Genomic DNA, 19258 nt, shown 5'->3' with positions numbered 1-19258 from the left:
CGGCGCTGCCACACAGGGGAAACCGGGGGGCGGCACCCTGAGGCAACGTTCCGCGGAGCCTTGCCCATGTTCAACGTCGATACCCTGCTGGGGCAGCATCTGCCCCGCCTCGCCACCCAACCCCTGATCCGTCCCCTGCTCCGGCAGGGGCTGAGCTGGCTGCTCAACGAGGAGGCCTTCGCCGAGTTTGCCAAGCGCCATCCTCACCTGCGCGGCCTGGACTTCGTCGAGCAGGCGCTCGGCGCCCTCGATTTTGACTACAGGGTGAGCGAGGCCGAACTCGAGAACATCCCCGCCAGCGGCCGGGTCATCATAGTCGCGAACCACCCCATAGGATCCCTGGACGGGCTGGCCCTGCTGCGCCTGCTTGGCCGCATCCGCCCCGACGTCAAGATAGTGGCCAACCAGCTGCTGGCACAGATTGCCCCCCTGCGTCCCCTGCTGCTGCCGGTGGACAACCTGGGGGGAAAGACCGACAGGCGCGCCATCCTGGCCATGGGGGAGCACCTGGCCCAGGAGGGAGCCCTCATCATCTTCCCCGCCGGCGAAGTGTCGCGCCTCGGCCCCAAGGGGGTGAAGGACGGTCCCTGGCAGGGGGGCTTCATCAAGCTGGCCAGGCGCACCCGCACGCCGCTGGTGCCCATCCATCTGGACGGGCGCAACGGCCTCCCCTTCTATCTCGCCTCTTGGCTCCACAAGCCCGCCTCCGCCCTGCTGCTGGTGCGCCAGCTGTTTCGCCAGCAGGGGCGGCGCATCTCCCTCACCCTGGGGGAGCGCATCCCGCCCCAGAGTCTCGGGGAGCTCGCCCCCAAGACAGCGGCCGCTCTGGTGCGCCGCCATCTCTATCGCCTCGGCCAGGGGAAGAAGGGCCCCCTGGCGACCGAGGCCCCCATCGCCCTGCCGGAGGATCGCCGCCAGCTCAAACAGGCCATGGATGGCTGCGAGCTGCTCGGGCAGACCCCGGATGGCCAGCGCATCCTGCTCTATCGCCGCCACGAGCAGGGCCACTCTGTGATACTGCGCGAGCTGGGGCGGCTGCGGGAGATCGCGTTTCGCGCCGTGGGGGAAGGCTCGGGCAGGCGGCGGGATCTCGATGCCTTCGACGATGACTACCACCACCTCATTCTCTGGGATCCGGCCCGCCTCGACATCATAGGGGCCTATCGCTTCGCCCCCGTGGCCGAGCTGCTGGCGCGCAAAGGCCTGAGCGGCCTCTACAGCCACACCCTGTTCGGGTTTGAAGAAAGATTGCTGCCCCGGCTGGAGCAGGCCATCGAGCTTGGCCGCAGCTTCATCCAACCCGCCTACTGGGGCAAGCGGGGGCTGGATTATCTCTGGTTCGGCATAGGCGCCTACCTGGCCCGCTACCCCCAGTATCGGTATCTGTTCGGGCCCGTGACCCTCTCCGGCAGCCTGCCGCCGGCGGCCAAGGATCTGCTGGTGGGCTTCTACCGCCAGCACTTCGCCCCCGAGTTGGCGCTGGCCCCCTCGCGCCGCCCCTACCCCGAGACGGAGCCCCTGTTCGAGGGGGTGGATTACGGCAGCGATCTCAAGGCGCTCAAGGCCCGCCTCGACCACCTGGGCTGCGCCATCCCCACCCTCTACAAGCAATACTCCGAGCTGTGCGAGCCGGGGGGCGTGCAGTTCATGGACTTTGGCATAGACCCCGACTTCAACCACTGCATCGACGGCCTGGTGTGGGTGGACGTGAGCCGCATCAAACCCCACAAGCGGGCCCGCTATATCGGCCAACCCGCCCGGACAGAGGCCGCAGGTTAGCCGCCACGGCAAACAAAAAGGGAGGCTATCGCCTCCCTTTTGCTCTGTGTGGTTGCCTTATTCGGCTGCGGGTTTGCGATCGGCATGGCCGAGGTCGCGCTCCGGGGCGATGACGTCCCGCACCCGCTGCTTGATCTCTTTCGCCTCGGGGAAACCCTCGTCGGCCACCCTGTCCCACACCTGGATGCCGTTCACCAGTATCTTGAACTCCCCCTTGCTGGCGGGCACCAGCGCCACCTCGCCGAGATCGCTGTCGAAGGTGGAGAGCAGCTCCTGGGCGAGCCAGGCGGCGCGCAGCATCCAGCGGCAGAGGGTGCAGTAGCGGATCTCGATGCGCGGTTTGCTGACCGGGGTCTGTAAGTCTGTCATGCGATGACTCCATGAAAATCGGTTAACCAGTGGCGGGCTATGCGCTGCATGGTGGCCTGGGGCAGCTCGAGCAGGCCGGCGGCCGGCGTCTGCCCGGCAAGCTGGTGCACCCCTTCGATGATCTCCGCCAGCACCAGGTAGACGTACTCGCCGATGACGGCGCCGTGGACGAAGTTCACCGCCTCGCCGCGATTGAGCAGGAAGATGGTGCTGCCATCCGGGCGCGTGAGCGCCAGCACATGGGGGCACACCTCCTCGCTCGGCCAGGGCAGTTGGGAGAGGCAGAACGCGAACTCGTCGTCCGCCGAGGTGACAGACGCCAGCATGGCGCCGGGGCGCAGCGCCTGCAAGTCGGCGATGTCCAGAGCCCCGTTGCCGGTGCAGCAGATCACCAGCTCGGCGCGGCCCAGAGCCTCGGCCTTGTTCACCAGCTTGAAGCCGTGGGAGAGCGCCTCCACCTGGCGCAGGGCATCCGTCTCCACCAGCTCCAGATGCAGGTTGCGGCAGCGCAGCTCGCGGGCGATGCTGCGCCCCACCTTGCCATAACCGAACAGGGCGGCCTGGCAGACGTTGAAGGTGCGCCTGAGGGTGCGCGCCAGAGACTCGGCGGAGTAGACCACGCTCAGGCCGATCTGGATGTCTTCCGCCTGCTTGAGGGGGCTGCGCGCCACCGAGATGACGGGAGCGGCCAGCACCTCCTGCTCGTAGCGCTGATGGCCATTTTCGGTCATCTCCACCACCCCGAGAAAGCGCGCGCCGAAGTGCTCGAAGAGCACCGCCTGGGTCTTTGCGAAGTAGCCGCCTATGTCCAGGATGATGAGACGCTCATGGGGTTCCACCAGGGGGGCTATCTGGGCAATGACGCCCTCGGGATCCGAGGTCCAGTGGCGATTGAGCGGCAGCACTGGGTAGTGCTGCTGGGCCCAGGCCAGGGTCGGCCCGTGCACGGACTTGGGTTTGGGCAGGATGGCGCCGACGCGCCCCACCCCATCGAGCACCTGGATGAACTGGGGCCTGTCGGGAAGCAGGTGAGTCACCAGCAGGATGCAGAGATCCCCGAGGCGTCCCTGCTCGGTGAAATGGCGAAAAAACAGATGCTCAGATCCCTGACTGCGCAACTGTGGCCTCCTTAGCGTGCCGCGAGAAAGCAGGCAAACAGAACCCGGCATAGCCGGGTTCTGTGTGTGTCCAGATAATTGAAAATCCTTTTTATCTGAAAGCACCATGGGGCTCAATCTTTATCTACACAGACTTTGACTAACCCATCAATTTATAAGGTAATAGCCTGTTTTTCATGCAGAAATCAATAAAGTGACGCCTCTGGCCACACCCACCACAGACTCAAACCAGCACCAATTGCCCCCACCAGGATCAGCAGACCCCAACGAGACAACCCCGGCAGCTTGCGCAGGGCCCACTCCAGAAGCGGCAGCAACCAGACCGGCAGCAACACCACCAGCGGCACTTCCACGTACTGCCAGGCCAGCATCTGCACGAAGGCGAGCGCCAGCGCCAGGGCGGCCGGGGCCACCTTGATGCCCGCAAAGGCACCGAGCAGGGCACGGAAACCGGCGAATGCCGCCAGCGCGCCTGCCAGTTGGGCGATCAGCAGGCTGCCATCGATGCCGATGACCAGCGCCAGCCAGATGAAGCCGAGGGCAAAACCCAGCCCCTCGTCACTGTCACCACGCCAGCCCGTCCAGCCGAACCAGGCGATGGCGGGCAACAGGGCCAGCCAGATGCGCGGCTCACTGGCGAGGACCGAGGCCAGCCCCTGCCACCACACGAGGGCGCCAAGCACCGCAAACAGCGCCAGGGCGGCGCGCTTGTCCTCAACCTGAGCCGCGATGGCGGGCACCAGCAGGGCCAGCGGCAGCCACTGCCACGCCTTGACCGGCAGGCCATAGGCGCCGCCCAGCAGGCAGCCCACCAGCCAGAGCGCGAGCGCCCCCCACAGGTAGCCCAGTCGTGGCCAGCGCCATGACAGCAAAGCGGCCCCCAAAGGGGCCGCCAGGGTCTGTAGCAAGAGTGCTGCGCCCATTACTTGCGCACACCTTCGACGAACAGGTTGATGCTCATCTCGTCCGGAATGCCCGGCAGCATGTAGTTCACGCCAAAGTCGCTGCGCTTGATGGTGGTGGTGGCGTTGAAGCCGCTGCGGTAGCCGCCCCAGGGATCCTTGCCTTCGCCGATGTGGACCATGTCGAAGGCCACGTCCTTGGAGACGCCGTGCAGGGTCAGGGTGCCCTTGAGCACGCCCTTGTCCTTGGTGCCTTCATAGCCGGAGCTGACGAAGGTCATCTTGGGGTACTGCTTGACGTCCAGGAAGTCGGGGCTGCGCAGGTGCTTGTCGCGGGCCTCGTGGTTGGAGTCCACGCTGGCGGCGTCGATTTCGAAGCTCGCCTTGGCGGCGGTCGGATTGGCATCATCCATGCTGAAGGTGCCGCTGAAGGTGTTGAACCGGCCGACCAGCTCGGAGAAGCCGAGGTGGCCCACCTTGAACTGGACTGTGGTGTGGGCCGCATCGACATCGTAGTCGGCCGCCATCAGGGGAGCCGCCATAAACAGGCAGGAAGCCAGCAGGGCCTTGGTCATTTTCATTCCGATCGTTCCTTCATTAGGGGGTTCACATCGATACCCGACATGCTAACCTCCGAGCAGGAATGGATAATCATCGATTTATTAAAATAATTATCAACCGAGAGTGGAATATGGATCAGATAGCCGCCATGCGCACCTTCATCAAGGTGGTGGAGTGCCAGAGCTTTACCAAGGCCGCCCATCAGCTCGGCATCTCGGTCGCCATGACCTCCAAGCTGATGCAACAGCTCGAGGAGTCATTGTCGACCCGGCTGCTGTCACGCACGACCCGCCAGGTCAACCCCACAGAGGCGGGCCAGTTCTACTACCAGCGCTCCCTGGCCCTGCTGGCGGAGCTGGAAGAGACCCACAGCCAGCTCACCCACAACAACCAGCAGCCTCAGGGCACCCTCAAGCTCTCTGTGCCCATGGACTTTGGCTACCTGCACCTCTCCCCTGCCCTGCCGCTGTTTCGTGAGCGGTTTCCCGAGCTCAAGCTGGAGATAGAGTACAGCGACCGGCGGGTGGCCCTGGTGGAAGAAGGATTCGATCTGGCGCTGCGGATCGGCAACCTGCCGGACTCCTCCCTGGTGGCCAAGCCGCTCGCCACCATGAAGCTGGTGGTGTGCGCCAGCCCGGAATACCTGGCCCGCAGGGGCACCCCAGAGACCCCGGAGGATCTCAAGCAGCACGACTGCCTCATCTACACCCTGACCCAGCCGGACTGGGTCTTCAAGCGAAATGGGGAGCAGCAAAGCGTGCGCCCCCTTGGGCCCCTTCGCGCCAACAACGGAGTGGCCCTGACCCGGGCCGCCTGCGACCACCAGGGCATCATATTACAGCCCACCTTCATCGTCGGGGATGCGCTGCGCTCAGGCGCCTTGGTACCCCTGCTGCCGGAGTGGGAGAAGGGACAGGTGGGGCTCTATGCCCTCTATCCGCACCGCCGTTTCGTCTCGGCCAAGGTGCGCTGCTTCATCGAGTTCGTGCAGGAGCGCTACCTGGCCCCCCACTACTGGGACAGGGAGACCTGAGCCCGGGCCGGAGGGTTATCAGGGGGTGGGTACGACTGGCAGCTCGGCCACCAGCAGCAGACTGCGCAAAGTCAGCTTCCAGCGCGGCAGGCGCCGCGCCAGGGTGGCGAGCTGCGCCTCGCCAAGCTCATAGGGCAGAGTGATGTGCAGGCAGTGGCAATCGAGCATGGCCGCCAGTTGCAGGATCAGCGCTAGGTTGGCCTCGTCCGTCTTGCGCTTGTTGATGCGCTTGCCGAGCTCCTGGCGAAAGTGAGTCTCGGGATCCTGGGTCATCGCCTGCCAGCCGTAGCCGAACAGCGGGATCAAGGCGCTGACGATGCCAAGGGCGGTGAGCGGCTGCTTGGGGGGGTGGTAGAGGGCATTGAGATCCAGCAGTATGGGGGCTTGATGGGGCTCACGACTGCCGGATAAAATAGTATTACTCATTGGATAACCTTATTGATTCCTCTAGACTTCGCCGCATCTTTGACCTGACATGCCAACGAGGTGCTGATGCTAAGCGATATCGAGATCTCCCGCCAGTCCCCCCGTCTCTCCATCCAGGTGCTGGCCGAACGCCTCGCCATCCCGCCCCAGCAGCTCAGCCCCCAGGGCCACCACAAGGGCAAACTCAGTCTCGACCTGCTCAAGTCTCAGCCCAAACAGAGAGGCAAGCTGGTGCTGGTGAGCGCCATCACCCCGACCCCCCTCGGCGAGGGCAAGACGGTCACCACCCTCGGCCTCTCCATGGGGCTCAACCACATCGGCCAGCCCAGCATCGCCACCATACGCCAGCCGAGCCTCGGGCCCGTGTTCGGGGTCAAGGGGGGCGCCGCCGGGGGCGGACATGCCCAGGTGGTGCCCATGGAGGAGATGAACCTGCACCTCACCGGGGACTTCCACGCCCTCAGCGCCGCCCACAACCTGGCGGCGGCGGCCCTGGATGCCCGCCTGTTCCACGAGCAGAAACTCGGCGACCAGTTCAGCGTCAGAACCGGTTTGCCACGCCTCGACATAGACCCGGCCAACATCCTCTGGCCGCGCACCCTGGACATGAATGACCGCGCCCTGCGCCACCTCACCCTAGGCCAGGGGGGCGCCGCCGACGGGGTGGAGCGTGCCGACCGTTTCGTCATCACAGCCGCCTCCGAGCTGATGGCCATTCTGGCGCTGGCCAGCGATCTGAAAGACTTGCGCGCGCGCATCGGCCGCATCCAGCTGGCGCTGGACAGCCGCGGCAACCCCATCACCGCCGAGCAGCTGGAAGTGGCGGGGGCCATGACGGTGCTGCTCAAAGACGCCCTGCAACCGACCCTGATGCAGACCACGGAGCAGACCCCGGTGCTGGTGCACGCCGGCCCCTTTGCCAACATCGCCCACGGCAACTCCTCCGTCATCGCCGATCGCATCGCTCTGGGCCTCACCGACTATGTGGTGACCGAGGCAGGCTTTGGCTCCGACATGGGGCTGGAGAAGTTCTTCAACATCAAGTATCGCCAGTCCGGCCTCGCCCCCGCCTGCGTGGTGCTGGTGGCCACGGTGCGCGGCCTCAAGGCCAACAGCGGCCTGCTGGACATACGCCCGGGCCAGCCGCTGCCCGAGAGCCTGCTGGGGGAAGACTTGCCCACCCTCAAGCAGGGCTGCGCCAACCTCGCCTGGCATATCCAGAACGCCCGCCGTTACGGTGTGCCCGTGGTGGTCGCCATCAACCGCTTCCCCACCGACAGCCAGGCCGAGCTGGATCTGCTGGCCCGCGAGGCGCTGGCGGCCGGTGCCTGTGACGCCGCCATCTCCCACGCCTTCACCGACGGGGGCAAGGGCGCCAGCAAGCTGGCCAGGGCCGTGGTGGCGGCCTGCGAGCAGCAGAGCCAGGTCAAACTACTCTACCCAAACGAAATGAGCCTCGCGGCCAAGCTGGCCACTCTGGTGGAGTGCGGCTACGGCGGGCGCGGGGTGCGGCTCTCGGACAAGGCGCGCCAGCAGCTGGCCCGGCTCTCGGCCGAGGGCTGGGATCACCTGCCCATCTGCGTGGCCAAGACGCCGCTCTCCATCAGCCATGATCCCACCCTCAAGGGAGTACCGACGGACTTCGAGGTGCCCATCGACGAGGTGAGGCTGTGCGCTGGCGCCGGTTTCGTCTATGCCCTGGCGGGCCCCATCATGACCATGCCGGGCCTGGGCAGCCTGCCAGCCTTTCGCCATATCGATATCGATGAGAACGGCGAGATAGTCGGCCTGAGCTGAGCCCTTCCACAACGCCAGAAACAACAAGGCCCCGCCGATTGGCGGGGCCTTCTGTTATCCGTGGGTCAAGGCTCAGAGGGTGAAGCGCTGGGTCATCTGGTGCAGGCTGTTGGCCAGCTTGCTCAGCTCGACACAGGCCTGGGCGGTCTGCTGCGCCCCCTGGGCGTTCTCGTCGGCGGCATTGTGGATGTTCACTATGCTGCGGTTGAGCTCCTCGGTCACCGCGTTCTGCTCTTCGGTGGCGGTGGCGATCAGGGTGTTCATGTCGCTGATCTGGGTGACGGCGCCATTGATGCTGTCGATGCTACCCCCCGCCTCCCGTGCCAGCCCGACGCTCTCCTGCATCTGCTGACGGCTCAGTTGCATGGCGTTGCCCGCTTCGGCGGTGCGCTCCTGCAACAGCGCTATCATCTTGCTTATCTCGGCGGTGGAGGCCTGGGTACGCTGGGCCAGGGAACGCACTTCGTCCGCGACGACCGCAAAACCACGCCCCTGCTCGCCGGCCCGGGCCGCCTCGATGGCCGCGTTGAGTGCCAGCAGGTTGGTCTGCTCCGCGATGCCACGAATAACATCCAGCACCATGCTGATGCTGGCGCTGTCCGCTTCCAGCTGCGACACCACAGTGCCCGCCTGCTCTATCTGCTGCGAGACCTGCTCTATGCTACCGATGGCGCTGCGCACCACCTGATTGCCCTGGGTCGAGGTGCGGGAGGCCTCCTTGGCCGCGCTCATGGCATCCGTGGTATTGCGGGCCACCTCATTCACGGTGGACTGCATCTCGTTCATGGCGGTGGCCACCTGGGAGACCTCGCTCTGCTGGCTGGCCATGCCCTTGGCGGACTGTTCGGAGATGGCGCTCACCTCCTCCACCGCGCTGCTGAGCTGGCTCACCGAGCCGGCTATCTCGCTCACCAGGTCCGCCAACGCCCCCTGCATCCTGTCGATGGCAGAGCCAAGCTGACCCAGCTCGTCGCGGTTGAAGCGGCTGGTGCGGATCCACTCCTGCAGCTCACCCTTGCCGAGATCGCCGCTCGCGATGCGCTGGGCCTGACGGGCCAACATGATGAGCGGGTCGCGGATCTGACGGGTCAGCACCACGGAGAGGCAGACCACCAGCACCAGACCGACCAACAGGGACAGGGTGACGCTCAGTTTGGCGGAATCATAGGCCGCCACCACCACCTTGCGGGAGGCATCGGCATAGCCATGGTTGATGCGCACCAGGTCGCCCACCGACTTGGCCAGGTTGGTGTAGAGGGTGACCCCCTCCCCCATGAAGAGGTGCTGGGCCTCGGCCATCTGCCCTGAGTCCTGCATCTGCCGGATGCGCTGGTGCAGGCCGAGGTATTTCTCCCAGTCTGCCTTGACGATGTCGAAGGTGCGGCGCTCCTCCAGATCCTCCGCCCAGATGGTGCCATCGTGGGCCGTTATCTGGCGCGCGGCCTCCTGCAGGCTCTTCTCGCTCTCATTGCGGTAATGGGCCTGCTGCTGGGGATCGTCCGCCACCAGAAAAACATCCAGCTCATAACGGCGCACCGCATTGATGGTCTCGCCCAGGGTGCTGGTACGCACCACGGCGGGCAGGATACTGTCGGTAAAACCGATGGCAGCCCGGTTCATGGTGCTGAATTCAAACAGAGAAAAGCCGCCTATAAAGGCCATCATCAGGCCGAGTACGGCAAAGCCGGCGGAGAGTTTCTTGCCTATCGTCATGGTGTTCATGGCATGTCCTGCATATGGGTCATCAAGTGGCATTCGTCGGCGCCGGCCCCTCGAGGCGCGAGCACGCTAGCTGCCATCCATAGCAGTCATTCAAATCTCATCCGTATCGGCACGAAAGAGAGGGCCAAACGGGTGTCAAACAGGCCATCCCGCGGCACGGAGAGCTGTATCGGCCAGCGCGGGCATCACTTTAGGATTTTTTCAGAAAATAAACCGGGGGCAGACGGAGGGAAGAAGTCGGGGCATGTCGGCGCGACATACCCCTGGGTGACTAGCCTTTCAAGCCACCGAGAAACTCGGCACGGGTGTCTGGCTGGGTCTTGAAGACCCCACCGAGGGAGGTGGTGGTGGTGTAGGAGGTAGAATCCATCACGCCGCGCGCCTTCACGCAGAAGTGGGTCGCCTTGATGCTGATGGCCACGTCCTTGGTGCCGAGCAGGGTCTGCAACGCCAGCAGGATCTGCTGGGTGAGCCGCTCCTGCACCTGGGGACGGCGGGCGAAGAACTGCACGATACGGTTGATCTTCGACAGCCCGATCACCTTGCCACGGGGGATATAGGCCACGTGGGCCAGCCCGTCGATGGTGACGAAGTGGTGTTCGCAGGTGCTGGTGAGACTGATGTCCCGCACCATGATCATCTCGTCCACCTTCATCTTGTTCTCGATCACCGTCACCTTGGGGAAGGTGGCGTAATCGAGGCCGGAGAAGATCTCGTTCACGTACATCTTGGCGATGCGGTGCGGCGTCTCGGCCAGACTGTCGTCGGTCAGATCCAGCCCCAGCGTCTCCATGATGGCGCGCATGTGGCCTTCGATTTTTTCCTTCTTCTGCTGGCCGTTCAATTCATTGGCCACCAGAGGTGTCTCGAGGCCCTGGGCCTCGAGCGCAGCCCTGACCAACAGGGCTTCCTGGCTTAAGCTCGTCATCTTGTTTCTCTCCCACGCTCAGGGACTGTGCTGGCCATCGACATGGTGTCGTGGCGCAATCTTACAGGGCGATTATTGTCATAATTCAGACTAACTCAAGCCCAACACCTGACTTTATGCCAAACCGCCCGGTTTTACCCTGCGGCCCCCTCCCCGTTCGGTGGCGCCTGGCAGACAGTCCGGCACTTGGCATGCAGGCGTCCCTTCCATGCCACCCACAAGGTGGTAACTCAAGGAAAGGGCCGCCGCTGTCATCACAGCAAAAGCCGTATTTCCCCGCATTCCTGCACGATCCGCCTGCCCATCCGGGCGGATTTTTGGGATAATCCACCCCCTATACACCACAGAGGTCATGATGATGGGATTCGATACCGGTGCACTCCTCCCCTTGGACAAGGCCCTGCAAGGGATGCTGGAACAACTCACCTGCTGCTGCGAGACGGAGCAGTTGCCGCTGCCCCAGGCGCTGGATCGGATACTGGCCGAGGAGATCAGCTCCCCCCTGTCGGTGCCCCCCTTCGACAACGCCGCCATGGACGGTTACGCCGTGCGTCTGGCCGATCTCGCCGCCGGCGCCCCACTCCCCGTGGCGGGCAAGGCCTTCGCCGGCCAGCCCTATGAGGGCGAATGGCCGGTCGGTCACTGCATCCGCATCATGACCGGCGCCCCGGTGCCGGCGGGCACGGAGGCGGTCGTCATGCAGGAAGAAACGCAGGAGGGCGGCAACGGGATCACTTTTCTGACGACTCCCTTCCTTGGCCAGAACATCCGCCGCCGCGGCGAGGACATGGCGCAAGGATCCCGGGTGCTGGCGAGCGGCCTGCGCCTCAGCCCCCGGGAGTTGCCGCTGCTGGCCTCCTTGGGCATCGCCACCGTGACGGTGCGCCGCCCGCTCAAGGTCGCCATCTTCAGCACAGGTGACGAGCTCAAACCCCTGGGCACCCCGCTCGCCCATGGCGACATCTATGACTCCAACCGTTACGGGGTCAAGGCCATGCTGACCCGCATGGGCATAGCGTGCCTGGATCTGGGCATCATCCCCGACGATCCTGCCGCCCTGCGCGCCGCCTTTATTCAGGCCGACCGCGAGGCCGATGCCCTCATCACCACGGGGGGCGTCTCGGTCGGCGAGGCGGACTTCACCAAGCAGTTGCTGGAGGAGCTTGGCGAAATCGGCTTCTGGAAGCTCGCCATCAAGCCGGGCAAACCCTTTGCCTTCGGTCGCCTGCCAAACGCCTGGTTCTTCGGCCTGCCGGGCAACCCCGTCTCCGCCATGGTTACCTTCGATCAGCTGGTGCAGCCGGCGCTGGCCAGGCTGGCCGGTCACCACTTCGAGCGCCCCCTGCCGCTGCAGGCCATCGCGACCGAGCCCCTCAAGAAGGCGCCGGGGCGACTGGACTTCCAACGCGGCATGCTGAGCCAGGGCCCGAACGGCCTCGAGGTACGCAGCACCGGCTCCCAGGACTCCGGGGTGTTCAGCTCCCTGTCCCGGGCCAACTGCTACATAGTGCTTGAGCAGGAACGCGGCAAGGTGACCGCCGGTGAGACGGTGACCGTCGAGCCCTTCTCGGGGCTGCTGCTGTGAGCGAGATCCTGAGCGACGCCGAGCTGCTGCGCTACAACCGTCAGATCATTCTTAAATCTTTCGATTTCGAGGGGCAGGAGGCGCTCAAGCAGGCCCGGGTGCTGGTGATCGGCGCCGGGGGACTGGGCTGCGCCGCCGCCCAGTACCTCGCCGTGGCCGGGGTCGGCCGGCTAACCCTGGTGGATTTTGACCGGGTGGAGCTCTCCAACCTGCAGCGCCAGGTGCTGCACAGCGACGAGCGCATCGGCATGTACAAGGTGGACTCCGCCGCCCAGTCCCTGCGAGCCCTCAATCCCTGGCTAGAGGTGGAAACCCACACTCTCCTCGCCGACGAGGCGCTGCTCGATGCCCTGCTGCCCGGCCACCAGCTGGTACTCGACTGCACCGACAACCTCACCATCCGCAACCTGCTCAACCAGCGTGCCCGCCAGCACAGGGTGCCCCTGGTCAGCGGCGCCGCCATCCGGCTGGAGGGGCAGCTGTGCAGCTTCACCTGGCAGGAGGACGAGCCCTGCTACGCCTGCCTCAGCGCCCTGTTTGGCGAGCAGGCGCTGACCTGCGTCGAGGCCGGAGTGCTGGCCCCCGTGGTGGGCCTGGTGGGCAGCCTGCAGGCCCTCGAAGCCATCAAGCTGCTGGCCGGCATGGGCAAGAGCCATCACGGCCGCCTGCTGATGATCGACGGCCTCAGTAGCCGCTTTCGCGAGCTGAAGCTCCCCAAGCGCCCGGACTGCCCGGTCTGCTCCCAGCCCTGAGCGGCAAAAAACCATCAACAAAAATGCCGAACCCAGGGGGTCGGCATTTTTATGTCCGCACAGACTCAGTGAGTCGCCAGGATCCGTTGCAGCAGATGGTTGAACCCGGCGGGATCTTCTGCGGGCCAGGCGTGATGGCCCTCTGGGGTGTGGATGCTGGCATTGGGCAGGGAGGCGAACTGCTCCACCCGTTTGGCGAGGGGCAGGTAGTCGTGACTGGTGGAGATGATGGCCACCGGCTGCCAGAGGCTGCCGAGCCGGGCGCGCACCGACCAGCCGGGCAGCGCTTCCAGCAGCGCCTTGTAGGTCTTTTTCTTGTTGCTGCGCACGAAGCGCAGCCGGAAGGTGTGGCGCACCTGGGCGAGCTCGGGGCCGGGGAAGAGTTCGCGCCCCAGCCACCAGGCCAGCGGTCGCATGCCAAACCAGCGCAGCCACTTGAGGCGCATGGCATGGCGCTCCTGCTCCCTCGGCGTCTCCAGCAGAAATTCGCTGAAGCCGTTGACCAGCACCAGCCCCCGCACCTTGTGAGGCAGTCGCAGCGCCAGCTCGAGCGCCACCATGGCCCCGAGCGACAGCCCCACCACCCAGGCGGGTTCCGGCTGCTCCTCTAGCCAGCGGGTCACGTCCGCCGCCAGGGTGGGCACATCGAAGGGCCCCTCCTGCATGCTCTGGCCGTGGCCGCGCAGATCCAGCGCCACCACCCGGTAGTGCTGGGAGAAGTGCTCGATCTGGGCCTGCCAGTCGAGGCTGGAGGAGCCAAGGCCGTGCAGCAAGAGCAGCAAGGGGCCCTCCCCCGCGCTGCGCAAGGCCAATCCATGGGATTTCATTACCTGGTTGCGACGCACCCGTGCTCTCCCTCTCGACTCGATAGCGGCCACCGACGACCTTGCTGCCCATGCTGTGGCGACACGCCCCTCAGCCCTCTCCCACCAGGCTCACCGCCTTGATGTAGGCGTAGAGGCGCTGCCCCGGCACCAGCGCCAGCCGCTGCGCGGAGCGGCTGGTGATCCGGGCCAGCAGTATCTGCTGCCCCAGCGCCAACTGCAACAGGGTTTGCCCCGGCCTCACCTCCCTCACCTCGAGCAGTCGGGTCTCGAGGCAGTTGGAGAGGCTGGAGTGCGCTATGGGGGCGGTGGCGATCACCAGATCCCGCCCCGCCACCTTGATCTGCAGCTCCCCTGTCTCGTCGGGGGCATGCTCCATGGTGACCATCAAGGTCTGATCCCCGAGTTGCAGGGTCGCCATCTGCTCAGCGTCATCGTAGTGGGCCAGGGTCGCCGTCAACATGACCCCAACATCGTCGCGACTGGCCAAGGAGAGGTCGGTGCGGGCGAAGATCTCGCTCGGCCTGCCCTGCGCCTCCACCCGGCCCCCCTCCTGCAACACCAGCTGATCACACAGCAGGCTAACCTCCTCCATGGCGTGGCTCACGAAGATCATGGGGATGCCGCTTTCACGCTGCAACCCCTTGAGCACGTGGGCCTGATGGATGCGGCTGCGGCTGTCCAGCGCCGAGAAGGGCTCATCGAGCAGCAGCAGATCCGGCTCTGCCAGCAGGGCCCGCCCCAGGGCCACCCGCTGACGCTGGCCACCGGAAAGCCCGTGGGCGGGCTGCCCCAGCAGATCGGCAAAGCCGAGCCGCATCGCCAGCGCCTCGGGCTGCCAGCGCCCTCGCCCCTTGCCCGCCGCCAGCTGCAAATTGCCCAATACCGTCATGTGGGGAAAGAGGCGGGAATCCTGGAACACCAGCCCGATGCGGCGCGCCTCCGGCAGCAGGGCCGCCAGATCCCGCCCCTGCCAGTGCAGGACGTCCGAGGGGGCACGATCCAGCCCGGCGATGATGCGCAGCAGGGTACTCTTGCCACAGCCGGAAGGGCCAAAGAGGCCGAGAATGCCACCAAGGGGGAGTGTCAGATCGCAGTCGAGTTCGAAGCCGCCAAACCGGCGCCAGGCCTTGAGGTGCAGGCTCATCTGAATAACCTCCGCTGCCGGCGCTGCAAGACGCCATAGACCAGCACCAGCATCACCAGGGAGAAGCCCATCAGGCCGCCCGCCAGGTAATGGGCATGCCGATAATCCATGGCTTCCACGTGATCAAACAGGGCGATGGAGAGCACCTGGGTCTCGCCGGGGATGTTGCCCCCTATCATCAGCACTACGCCAAACTCCCCCAGGGTGTGGGCAAAGCCGAGGGCCGCCGCCATCACGAAGCTCGGCAGCGTCATCGGCAAGATGATCTGAAAGAAGCGCTCGAGGGGCCCCAGCCCCAGGGTGGCGGCGGCTTCGATCTCCTTGTTGCCCATGTTGACGAAGGCGGAGGTAAGCGGCTGCACCACGAAGGGGAGCGAATAGAGGATGGAGGCAAACAGCAGGCCGAGGAAGCTGAAGGCGAGCGGGGTCCCGAAGGTCTCCCGCCACCAGGCGCCGAGGCCATACTCCGGCGAGAAGGCGAGCAGCAGATAGAAGCCGAGCACGGTCGGCGGCAGCACCAGGGGCAGCGCCACCAGGGCTTCCACCAGCGGCCGCAGCCGGTGCTGGCTGCGCGACAGCCACCAGGCGAGCGGCGGCGACAGCAGCAGCAGGATGGCGGTGGTGCTGGCCGCCAGCTTCAGGGTAAGCCAGACCGCCAGCAGATCCCCTTCACTCATAGCCCGCCTCCCGGGTGGATGCCGACAACCACATGCTGCACCCTCTCATTGCAAAGCGTGGCCGACCTCAGGGTCGGCCACTCAGGGGGGCGCGTCAGGCCCATGCCCTCATTGGGGCAGGGCATAGCCCGCAGCCTTGATCTGTTCCTGGCCCGGGCCCTTGAGCCAGGCGACCAGGGCATCGACCGCAGCCCCTTTCTTCAGGATCAGCCCCTGCTGCTCGATGGGGGGGTAGAAGTTGGCAGGCACCGCCCAGGCTTCGCCGGTCTTGCCCGCTTCCACCAGGTTGGCCCAGGCGACGAAGCCCAGCTCGGCGTTGCCGGTGTCCACGAACTGCCAGGTCTGGCTGATGTTGGTACCGGTCAGCACCCTGTATTGCTTGGGATCTATCTTGAGATGGGCCAGGGTTGCCATGGCGGCGGTGCCATAGGGGGCGGTTTTCGGGTTGGCGATGGCGAGGTTGCCCTTCCAGTTGCGCAAGGTCGCCTCGTCGGGAGCCGGACCGCCCTTCTTCCACAGACCGAGCTGGCCGATGGCATAGGTGAAACGGCCGCTCCCCTTGCCCTCCGCCTCCAGTTTTTGAGGGGTGACCACGTCGGCCGAGAGGAAGAGATCGAAGGGGGCGCCGTGGGTGATCTGGGTGTAGAGCACCCCGGTGGCCGCCGAGCTGATGACGACGCTGTGGCCGGTCTTGGCGGTGAACGCCTTGCCGATGCGCTCCAGGGTGCCCTTGAAGTTGGCGGCCACGGCCACCTTGACCTCATCGGCCTGGGCGGCCCCGCTGTGCAAGGCGCCGGCGACGAGGCCAAGCAACACCACGGACAACTGTTTCTTCATTCCCTGTCTCCTGTGAGGCTCAGTCACATCCCGAGCCTGTGATGGCGGGAGCCCGCAGGCTCACTCCCCTTGGTGCCAGCGGGCGGCGGCGGCGTCGTCGCTCTGCTTGGCCTCAACCCAGCGCTGAACGCCCTCGGCGGTCAGCTCTTTTTTCCAGAACGGTGCCCGGGTCTTCAAGAAATCCATGATGAAGTGGCAGGCATCAAACGCCGCCTCGCGGTGGGCACTGCTCACCGCCACCAGCACGATTTGATCCCCGAGCAACAACTCGCCGATACGGTGAATGAGGGTGCACTCCTGCAGCGGCCAGCGGGCGCGGGCCTGGGCGACGATATCGGTAAGCGCCTTCTCCGTCATGCCGGGATAGTGCTCGAGGGAGAGCCCCTTCACCGCATCCCCCTGATTGAAGTCGCGCACCTTGCCGACGAAGGTGACGATGGCGCCGCTCTCGTGGCGGGCGGCGAGCCGCTCATACTCCTCCCCGAGGGAGAAGTCGGCCCGCTGCACCAGGATGCGATCCACGGTCGTTATCTCGCTCATCCTCAGCCTCCGGTCGTTACTGGAAGGAGAGGGAAGAAGGCGGCCTCATGCCAGTCCCACAGCGCCGTTGTGCGATCCACGGTCGTTATCTCGCTCATTCTCAACCTCCGGTCACCGGGGGGAAGAAGGCGACTTCATCGCCATCATTGAGCGCCGTCTCGAGCGGCACCAGGGTCTGGTTGACCGCCATCAGCAGCTTGCCGGACTCGAGCGCCAGGGCCCACTTGTCGCCGCGCACGCACAAGGCCGCACGAAGCGCTTCGGCCGTGGGATAGTCGCTGGGCAGGCTCAGTTCGTCACAGCCCACCAGCTCCCTCACTTGCGCAAAAAACAGTACCTTGATCATGCTTGTTCTCCTGCACTCGCACCCAGTTGGAAATGGCCAGACTTACCGCCCTTCTTCTCCACCAGCCTGACTTGCTCGATCACCATGTCCTTTTGCACCGCCTTGCACATGTCGTAGATGGTCAGCGCCGCCACGGACGCCGCGGTGAGCGCCTCCATCTCGACCCCTGTCTTGCCGGACAGCTTGCAGAGGGTGCGGATATGAACCCTATTGTGCTCGGGCTGGGCGTCAATCTCTACCTCCACCCGGGTCAGTGCCAGGGGGTGGCAGAGGGGAATGAGATCGGCGGTCTTCTTGGCCGCCATGATGCCGGCGATGCGGGCGGTGGCGAACACGTCCCCCTTGTGATGCTGACCACCGAGGATCAGGGCCAGGGTCGCGGGGGCCACGGTCACGAAGGCTTCGGCACGAGCCTCCCGCTCGGTGACCTGTTTGTCGGTCACGTCCACCATGTGCGCTTCGCCGCTCTGATTGAGATGGGTCAGGTTCATCTATGCCCCTTGGTCACGAATAGTTCCACAAGAACCCGGCAGCCGGTACGCTGTCGCCCGGGTTCATCCATGCCCTGTCACTCACGCCGGTATGGCGCTGGTGCTCAGATGGGCCACGAAGTTGCACGGCCTGGTGCGGGCGTCCAGCTGATCCCGAATGAGCTGCTCCCAGCCGAGCTGGCAGGCGCCGGTGGAGCCCGGCAGGCAGCAGATGAGGGTACGGTTGGCCAGGCCTGCCAACGCGCGGCTCTGCATGGCCGACCCTTTTATCTCGGCAAAGGAGAGCTGGCGGAACATCTCGCCAAAGCCCTGCACGGTGCGCTCGAACAGCACCCCCACCGCCTCCGGTACCCGGTTCTGTTCATTGAAGCCGGTGCCACCGTTGATCAGCACCACCTGCACCCCGTCATCGACGATCCAGTCGCTCACCTGAGCCCGGATCCGGAACAGGTTGTCCGGGCAGAGCGCTCTGTCCGTGAGCTGGTGACCGGCTTCGGTCAGGGCAGAGACCAGATAATCCCCCGAGCTGTCGTCGGCGGCGGTACGGCTGTCGGAGACCGTCAGTACGGCGATCTTGAGAGGGATGAATTCGTTGTGTTTGGGTGCCATGTTTTTGGCTGCCATGGGACAAGTCCTGTCAATCATTGACCACGAGAGGAAGAAGAGGGATACGCGTCGCCCGGCCATGTCGGTCGGTGAATGCACGCCGACACGGGCGCCGCGTTGCCGGGGAGGGATTCTATCAAAAGATGTCGGGCTGAGGGGTTAAAAGGTCTATAAAAATCAAAGGCCATCGGCGCGGTGCAAGCCACGCCGATGGCCTGGTGTCCTTAGAACCCTTCCACGCCCTTCATGTCAGGCAACTGGTGAGCGATACCCTTGTGACAGTCGATACAGGTGCTCTCGCCACTGGCCAGACTGGTGGAGTGCATCTGGGCGCCCCGCTTGCCTTGCAGGGAGAAGTCCATGTACTCGAAGTTGTGGCAGTTGCGACACTCCCTCGAATCCGTGTCCTTCATGCGCTTCCACTCCCGCTCGGCCATCTCGCGCCGGTGCGACTCGAACTTCTCGCGGGTATCCACCTTGCCGGTCAGCATGCCCCACAGTTCCTTGGATGCCTGCACCTTGCGAATGATCTTGTAGGTCCATTCGTGGGGCACGTGGCAATCCGGGCAGCTGGCGCGCACCCCGGAGCGATTCGCATAGTGGATGGTGTCGCGGTATTCCACGAAGACGTTGTCCTTCATCTCGTGGCAACCGGTACAGAATTTCTCGGTGTTCGAAGCTTCCATGGCGGTGTTGAAACCGCCCCAGAAGATGACGCCGCCGAAGAAGCCCATCAGCAGCAGCACCCAGAGGGCCGCCTTCGAGGGGGACTTGAAGGTGGTCCACAGACGCTGGATAAAGCCGGGTAATTTCATCTA

The 19258-nt window shown here is 65.0% G+C and carries 21 protein-coding genes; 5 read left to right on the top strand and 16 right to left on the bottom strand.

From position 1 onward, the window contains the following. Positions 1–66 precede the first annotated feature (66 nt). Positions 67–1779, top strand: coding sequence for a lysophospholipid acyltransferase family protein (locus ACB039_RS02040; protein WP_371165021.1), 1713 nt, complete (start codon positions 67–69; stop codon positions 1777–1779). A gap of 57 nt (positions 1780–1836) precedes the next feature. Here the strand turns inward: ACB039_RS02040 and ACB039_RS02035 are convergent, their stop codons facing one another. The 4 genes from ACB039_RS02035 to ACB039_RS02020 all read right to left on the bottom strand — a co-directional run bounded on the left by ACB039_RS02035 (position 1837) and on the right by ACB039_RS02020 (position 4749). Continuing rightward, positions 1837–2148 (bottom strand): SelT/SelW/SelH family protein, encoded by a 312-nt coding sequence (locus ACB039_RS02035; protein ID WP_226169684.1) that lies wholly within the window; start codon positions 2146–2148, stop codon positions 1837–1839. Then, positions 2145–3266, bottom strand: a complete 1122-nt coding sequence (locus tag ACB039_RS02030; RefSeq protein WP_371165020.1) for an adenosylhomocysteinase — start codon at positions 3264–3266, stop codon at positions 2145–2147. Before ACB039_RS02030 ends, ACB039_RS02035 begins: the two co-directional genes overlap by 4 nt. A gap of 185 nt (positions 3267–3451) precedes the next feature. Next, positions 3452–4189, bottom strand: coding sequence for a hypothetical protein (locus ACB039_RS02025; RefSeq protein WP_171269559.1), 738 nt, complete (start codon positions 4187–4189; stop codon positions 3452–3454). Continuing rightward, positions 4189–4749 carry a YceI family protein gene (locus ACB039_RS02020; RefSeq protein ID WP_025326429.1) on the bottom strand — a complete coding sequence of 187 codons (561 nt, stop codon included), beginning with the start codon at positions 4747–4749 and terminating at the stop codon, positions 4189–4191. Before ACB039_RS02020 ends, ACB039_RS02025 begins: the two co-directional genes overlap by 1 nt. Positions 4750–4859: 110 nt before the next feature. Between ACB039_RS02020 and ACB039_RS02015 the strand changes: the two genes are divergently transcribed. Further along, a complete protein-coding gene (locus tag ACB039_RS02015; RefSeq protein ID WP_043130096.1) occupies positions 4860–5762 on the top strand; it encodes a LysR family transcriptional regulator in 903 nt (300 codons plus the stop codon). An 18-nt stretch (positions 5763–5780) separates the two neighbouring features. On the opposite strand, the gene ACB039_RS02010 is transcribed toward ACB039_RS02015, so the two are convergent. Continuing rightward, positions 5781–6188 (bottom strand): hypothetical protein, encoded by a 408-nt coding sequence (locus ACB039_RS02010; protein WP_317841146.1) that lies wholly within the window; start codon positions 6186–6188, stop codon positions 5781–5783. A 66-nt stretch (positions 6189–6254) separates the two neighbouring features. Between ACB039_RS02010 and ACB039_RS02005 the strand changes: the two genes are divergently transcribed. After that, on the top strand, positions 6255–7985 hold the full coding sequence (locus ACB039_RS02005) for a formate--tetrahydrofolate ligase (RefSeq protein ID WP_371165019.1): 1731 nt from the start codon (positions 6255–6257) through the stop codon (positions 7983–7985). A 72-nt stretch (positions 7986–8057) separates the two neighbouring features. Here ACB039_RS02005 and ACB039_RS02000 read toward each other — a convergent pair whose 3' ends face one another. Further along, positions 8058–9707, bottom strand: coding sequence for a methyl-accepting chemotaxis protein (locus tag ACB039_RS02000; protein WP_182785768.1), 1650 nt, complete (start codon positions 9705–9707; stop codon positions 8058–8060). 271 nt (positions 9708–9978) lie between these two features. Beyond that, positions 9979–10635, bottom strand: a complete 657-nt coding sequence (gene folE, locus ACB039_RS01995) for a GTP cyclohydrolase I FolE (protein ID WP_043132898.1) — start codon at positions 10633–10635, stop codon at positions 9979–9981. 358 nt (positions 10636–10993) lie between these two features. Here folE and moeA point away from each other — a divergent pair, with 358 nt between their 5' ends. Together moeA and moeB are read left to right on the top strand one after the other, a co-directional pair. Continuing rightward, positions 10994–12220 carry a molybdopterin molybdotransferase MoeA gene (gene moeA, locus ACB039_RS01990; RefSeq protein ID WP_371165047.1) on the top strand — a complete coding sequence of 409 codons (1227 nt, stop codon included), beginning with the start codon at positions 10994–10996 and terminating at the stop codon, positions 12218–12220. Continuing rightward, on the top strand, positions 12217–12972 hold the full coding sequence (gene moeB / locus ACB039_RS01985; RefSeq protein WP_371165018.1) for a molybdopterin-synthase adenylyltransferase MoeB: 756 nt from the start codon (positions 12217–12219) through the stop codon (positions 12970–12972). The genes moeA and moeB overlap by 4 nt, the downstream gene beginning before the upstream one ends. A 65-nt stretch (positions 12973–13037) precedes the next feature. Here moeB and ACB039_RS01980 read toward each other — a convergent pair whose 3' ends face one another. The 9 genes from ACB039_RS01980 to ACB039_RS01940 all read right to left on the bottom strand — a co-directional run bounded on the left by ACB039_RS01980 (position 13038) and on the right by ACB039_RS01940 (position 19255). Then, positions 13038–13817, bottom strand: a complete 780-nt coding sequence (locus tag ACB039_RS01980) for an alpha/beta fold hydrolase (protein WP_371165017.1) — start codon at positions 13815–13817, stop codon at positions 13038–13040. Between the two features lie 70 nt (positions 13818–13887). Then, the gene (modC, locus tag ACB039_RS01975) at positions 13888–14943 is read right to left on the bottom strand and encodes a molybdenum ABC transporter ATP-binding protein (protein WP_182785771.1); all 1056 of its coding nucleotides are present in this window, start codon (positions 14941–14943) and stop codon (positions 13888–13890) included. Next, on the bottom strand, positions 14940–15620 hold the full coding sequence (modB, locus tag ACB039_RS01970) for a molybdate ABC transporter permease subunit (protein ID WP_182785772.1): 681 nt from the start codon (positions 15618–15620) through the stop codon (positions 14940–14942). Before modB ends, modC begins: the two co-directional genes overlap by 4 nt. Before the next feature lie 108 nt (positions 15621–15728). After that, entirely contained in the window at positions 15729–16457 is a 729-nt protein-coding gene (gene modA / locus ACB039_RS01965) for a molybdate ABC transporter substrate-binding protein (protein WP_371165016.1), read from the bottom strand. A gap of 60 nt (positions 16458–16517) precedes the next feature. Then, positions 16518–16997 (bottom strand): molybdopterin synthase catalytic subunit MoaE, encoded by a 480-nt coding sequence (gene moaE / locus ACB039_RS01960; protein WP_371165015.1) that lies wholly within the window; start codon positions 16995–16997, stop codon positions 16518–16520. Positions 16998–17097: 100 nt separating this feature from the next. Then, positions 17098–17343 carry a molybdopterin synthase sulfur carrier subunit gene (gene moaD / locus ACB039_RS01955; protein WP_317841153.1) on the bottom strand — a complete coding sequence of 82 codons (246 nt, stop codon included), beginning with the start codon at positions 17341–17343 and terminating at the stop codon, positions 17098–17100. After that, positions 17340–17834: a cyclic pyranopterin monophosphate synthase MoaC gene (gene moaC / locus ACB039_RS01950; protein ID WP_371165014.1), complete on the bottom strand. Its 495-nt coding sequence runs from the start codon at positions 17832–17834 to the stop codon at positions 17340–17342. Before moaC ends, moaD begins: the two co-directional genes overlap by 4 nt. A gap of 81 nt (positions 17835–17915) precedes the next feature. After that, a complete protein-coding gene (gene moaB, locus ACB039_RS01945; protein ID WP_005325511.1) occupies positions 17916–18458 on the bottom strand; it encodes a molybdenum cofactor biosynthesis protein B in 543 nt (180 codons plus the stop codon). Between the two features lie 206 nt (positions 18459–18664). After that, complete coding sequence (locus ACB039_RS01940; protein ID WP_043132887.1) at positions 18665–19255, bottom strand: cytochrome c3 family protein; 591 nt, start codon at positions 19253–19255, stop codon at positions 18665–18667. Positions 19256–19258 lie beyond the last annotated feature (3 nt).

This window comes from Aeromonas sp. S2(2024), assembly GCF_041402505.1.
GTDB lineage: Bacteria > Pseudomonadota > Gammaproteobacteria > Enterobacterales > Aeromonadaceae > Aeromonas > Aeromonas media.
The sequence above is the reverse complement of the archived record's forward strand: the minus strand, read 5'-3'. Positions and strand labels throughout refer to the sequence as shown.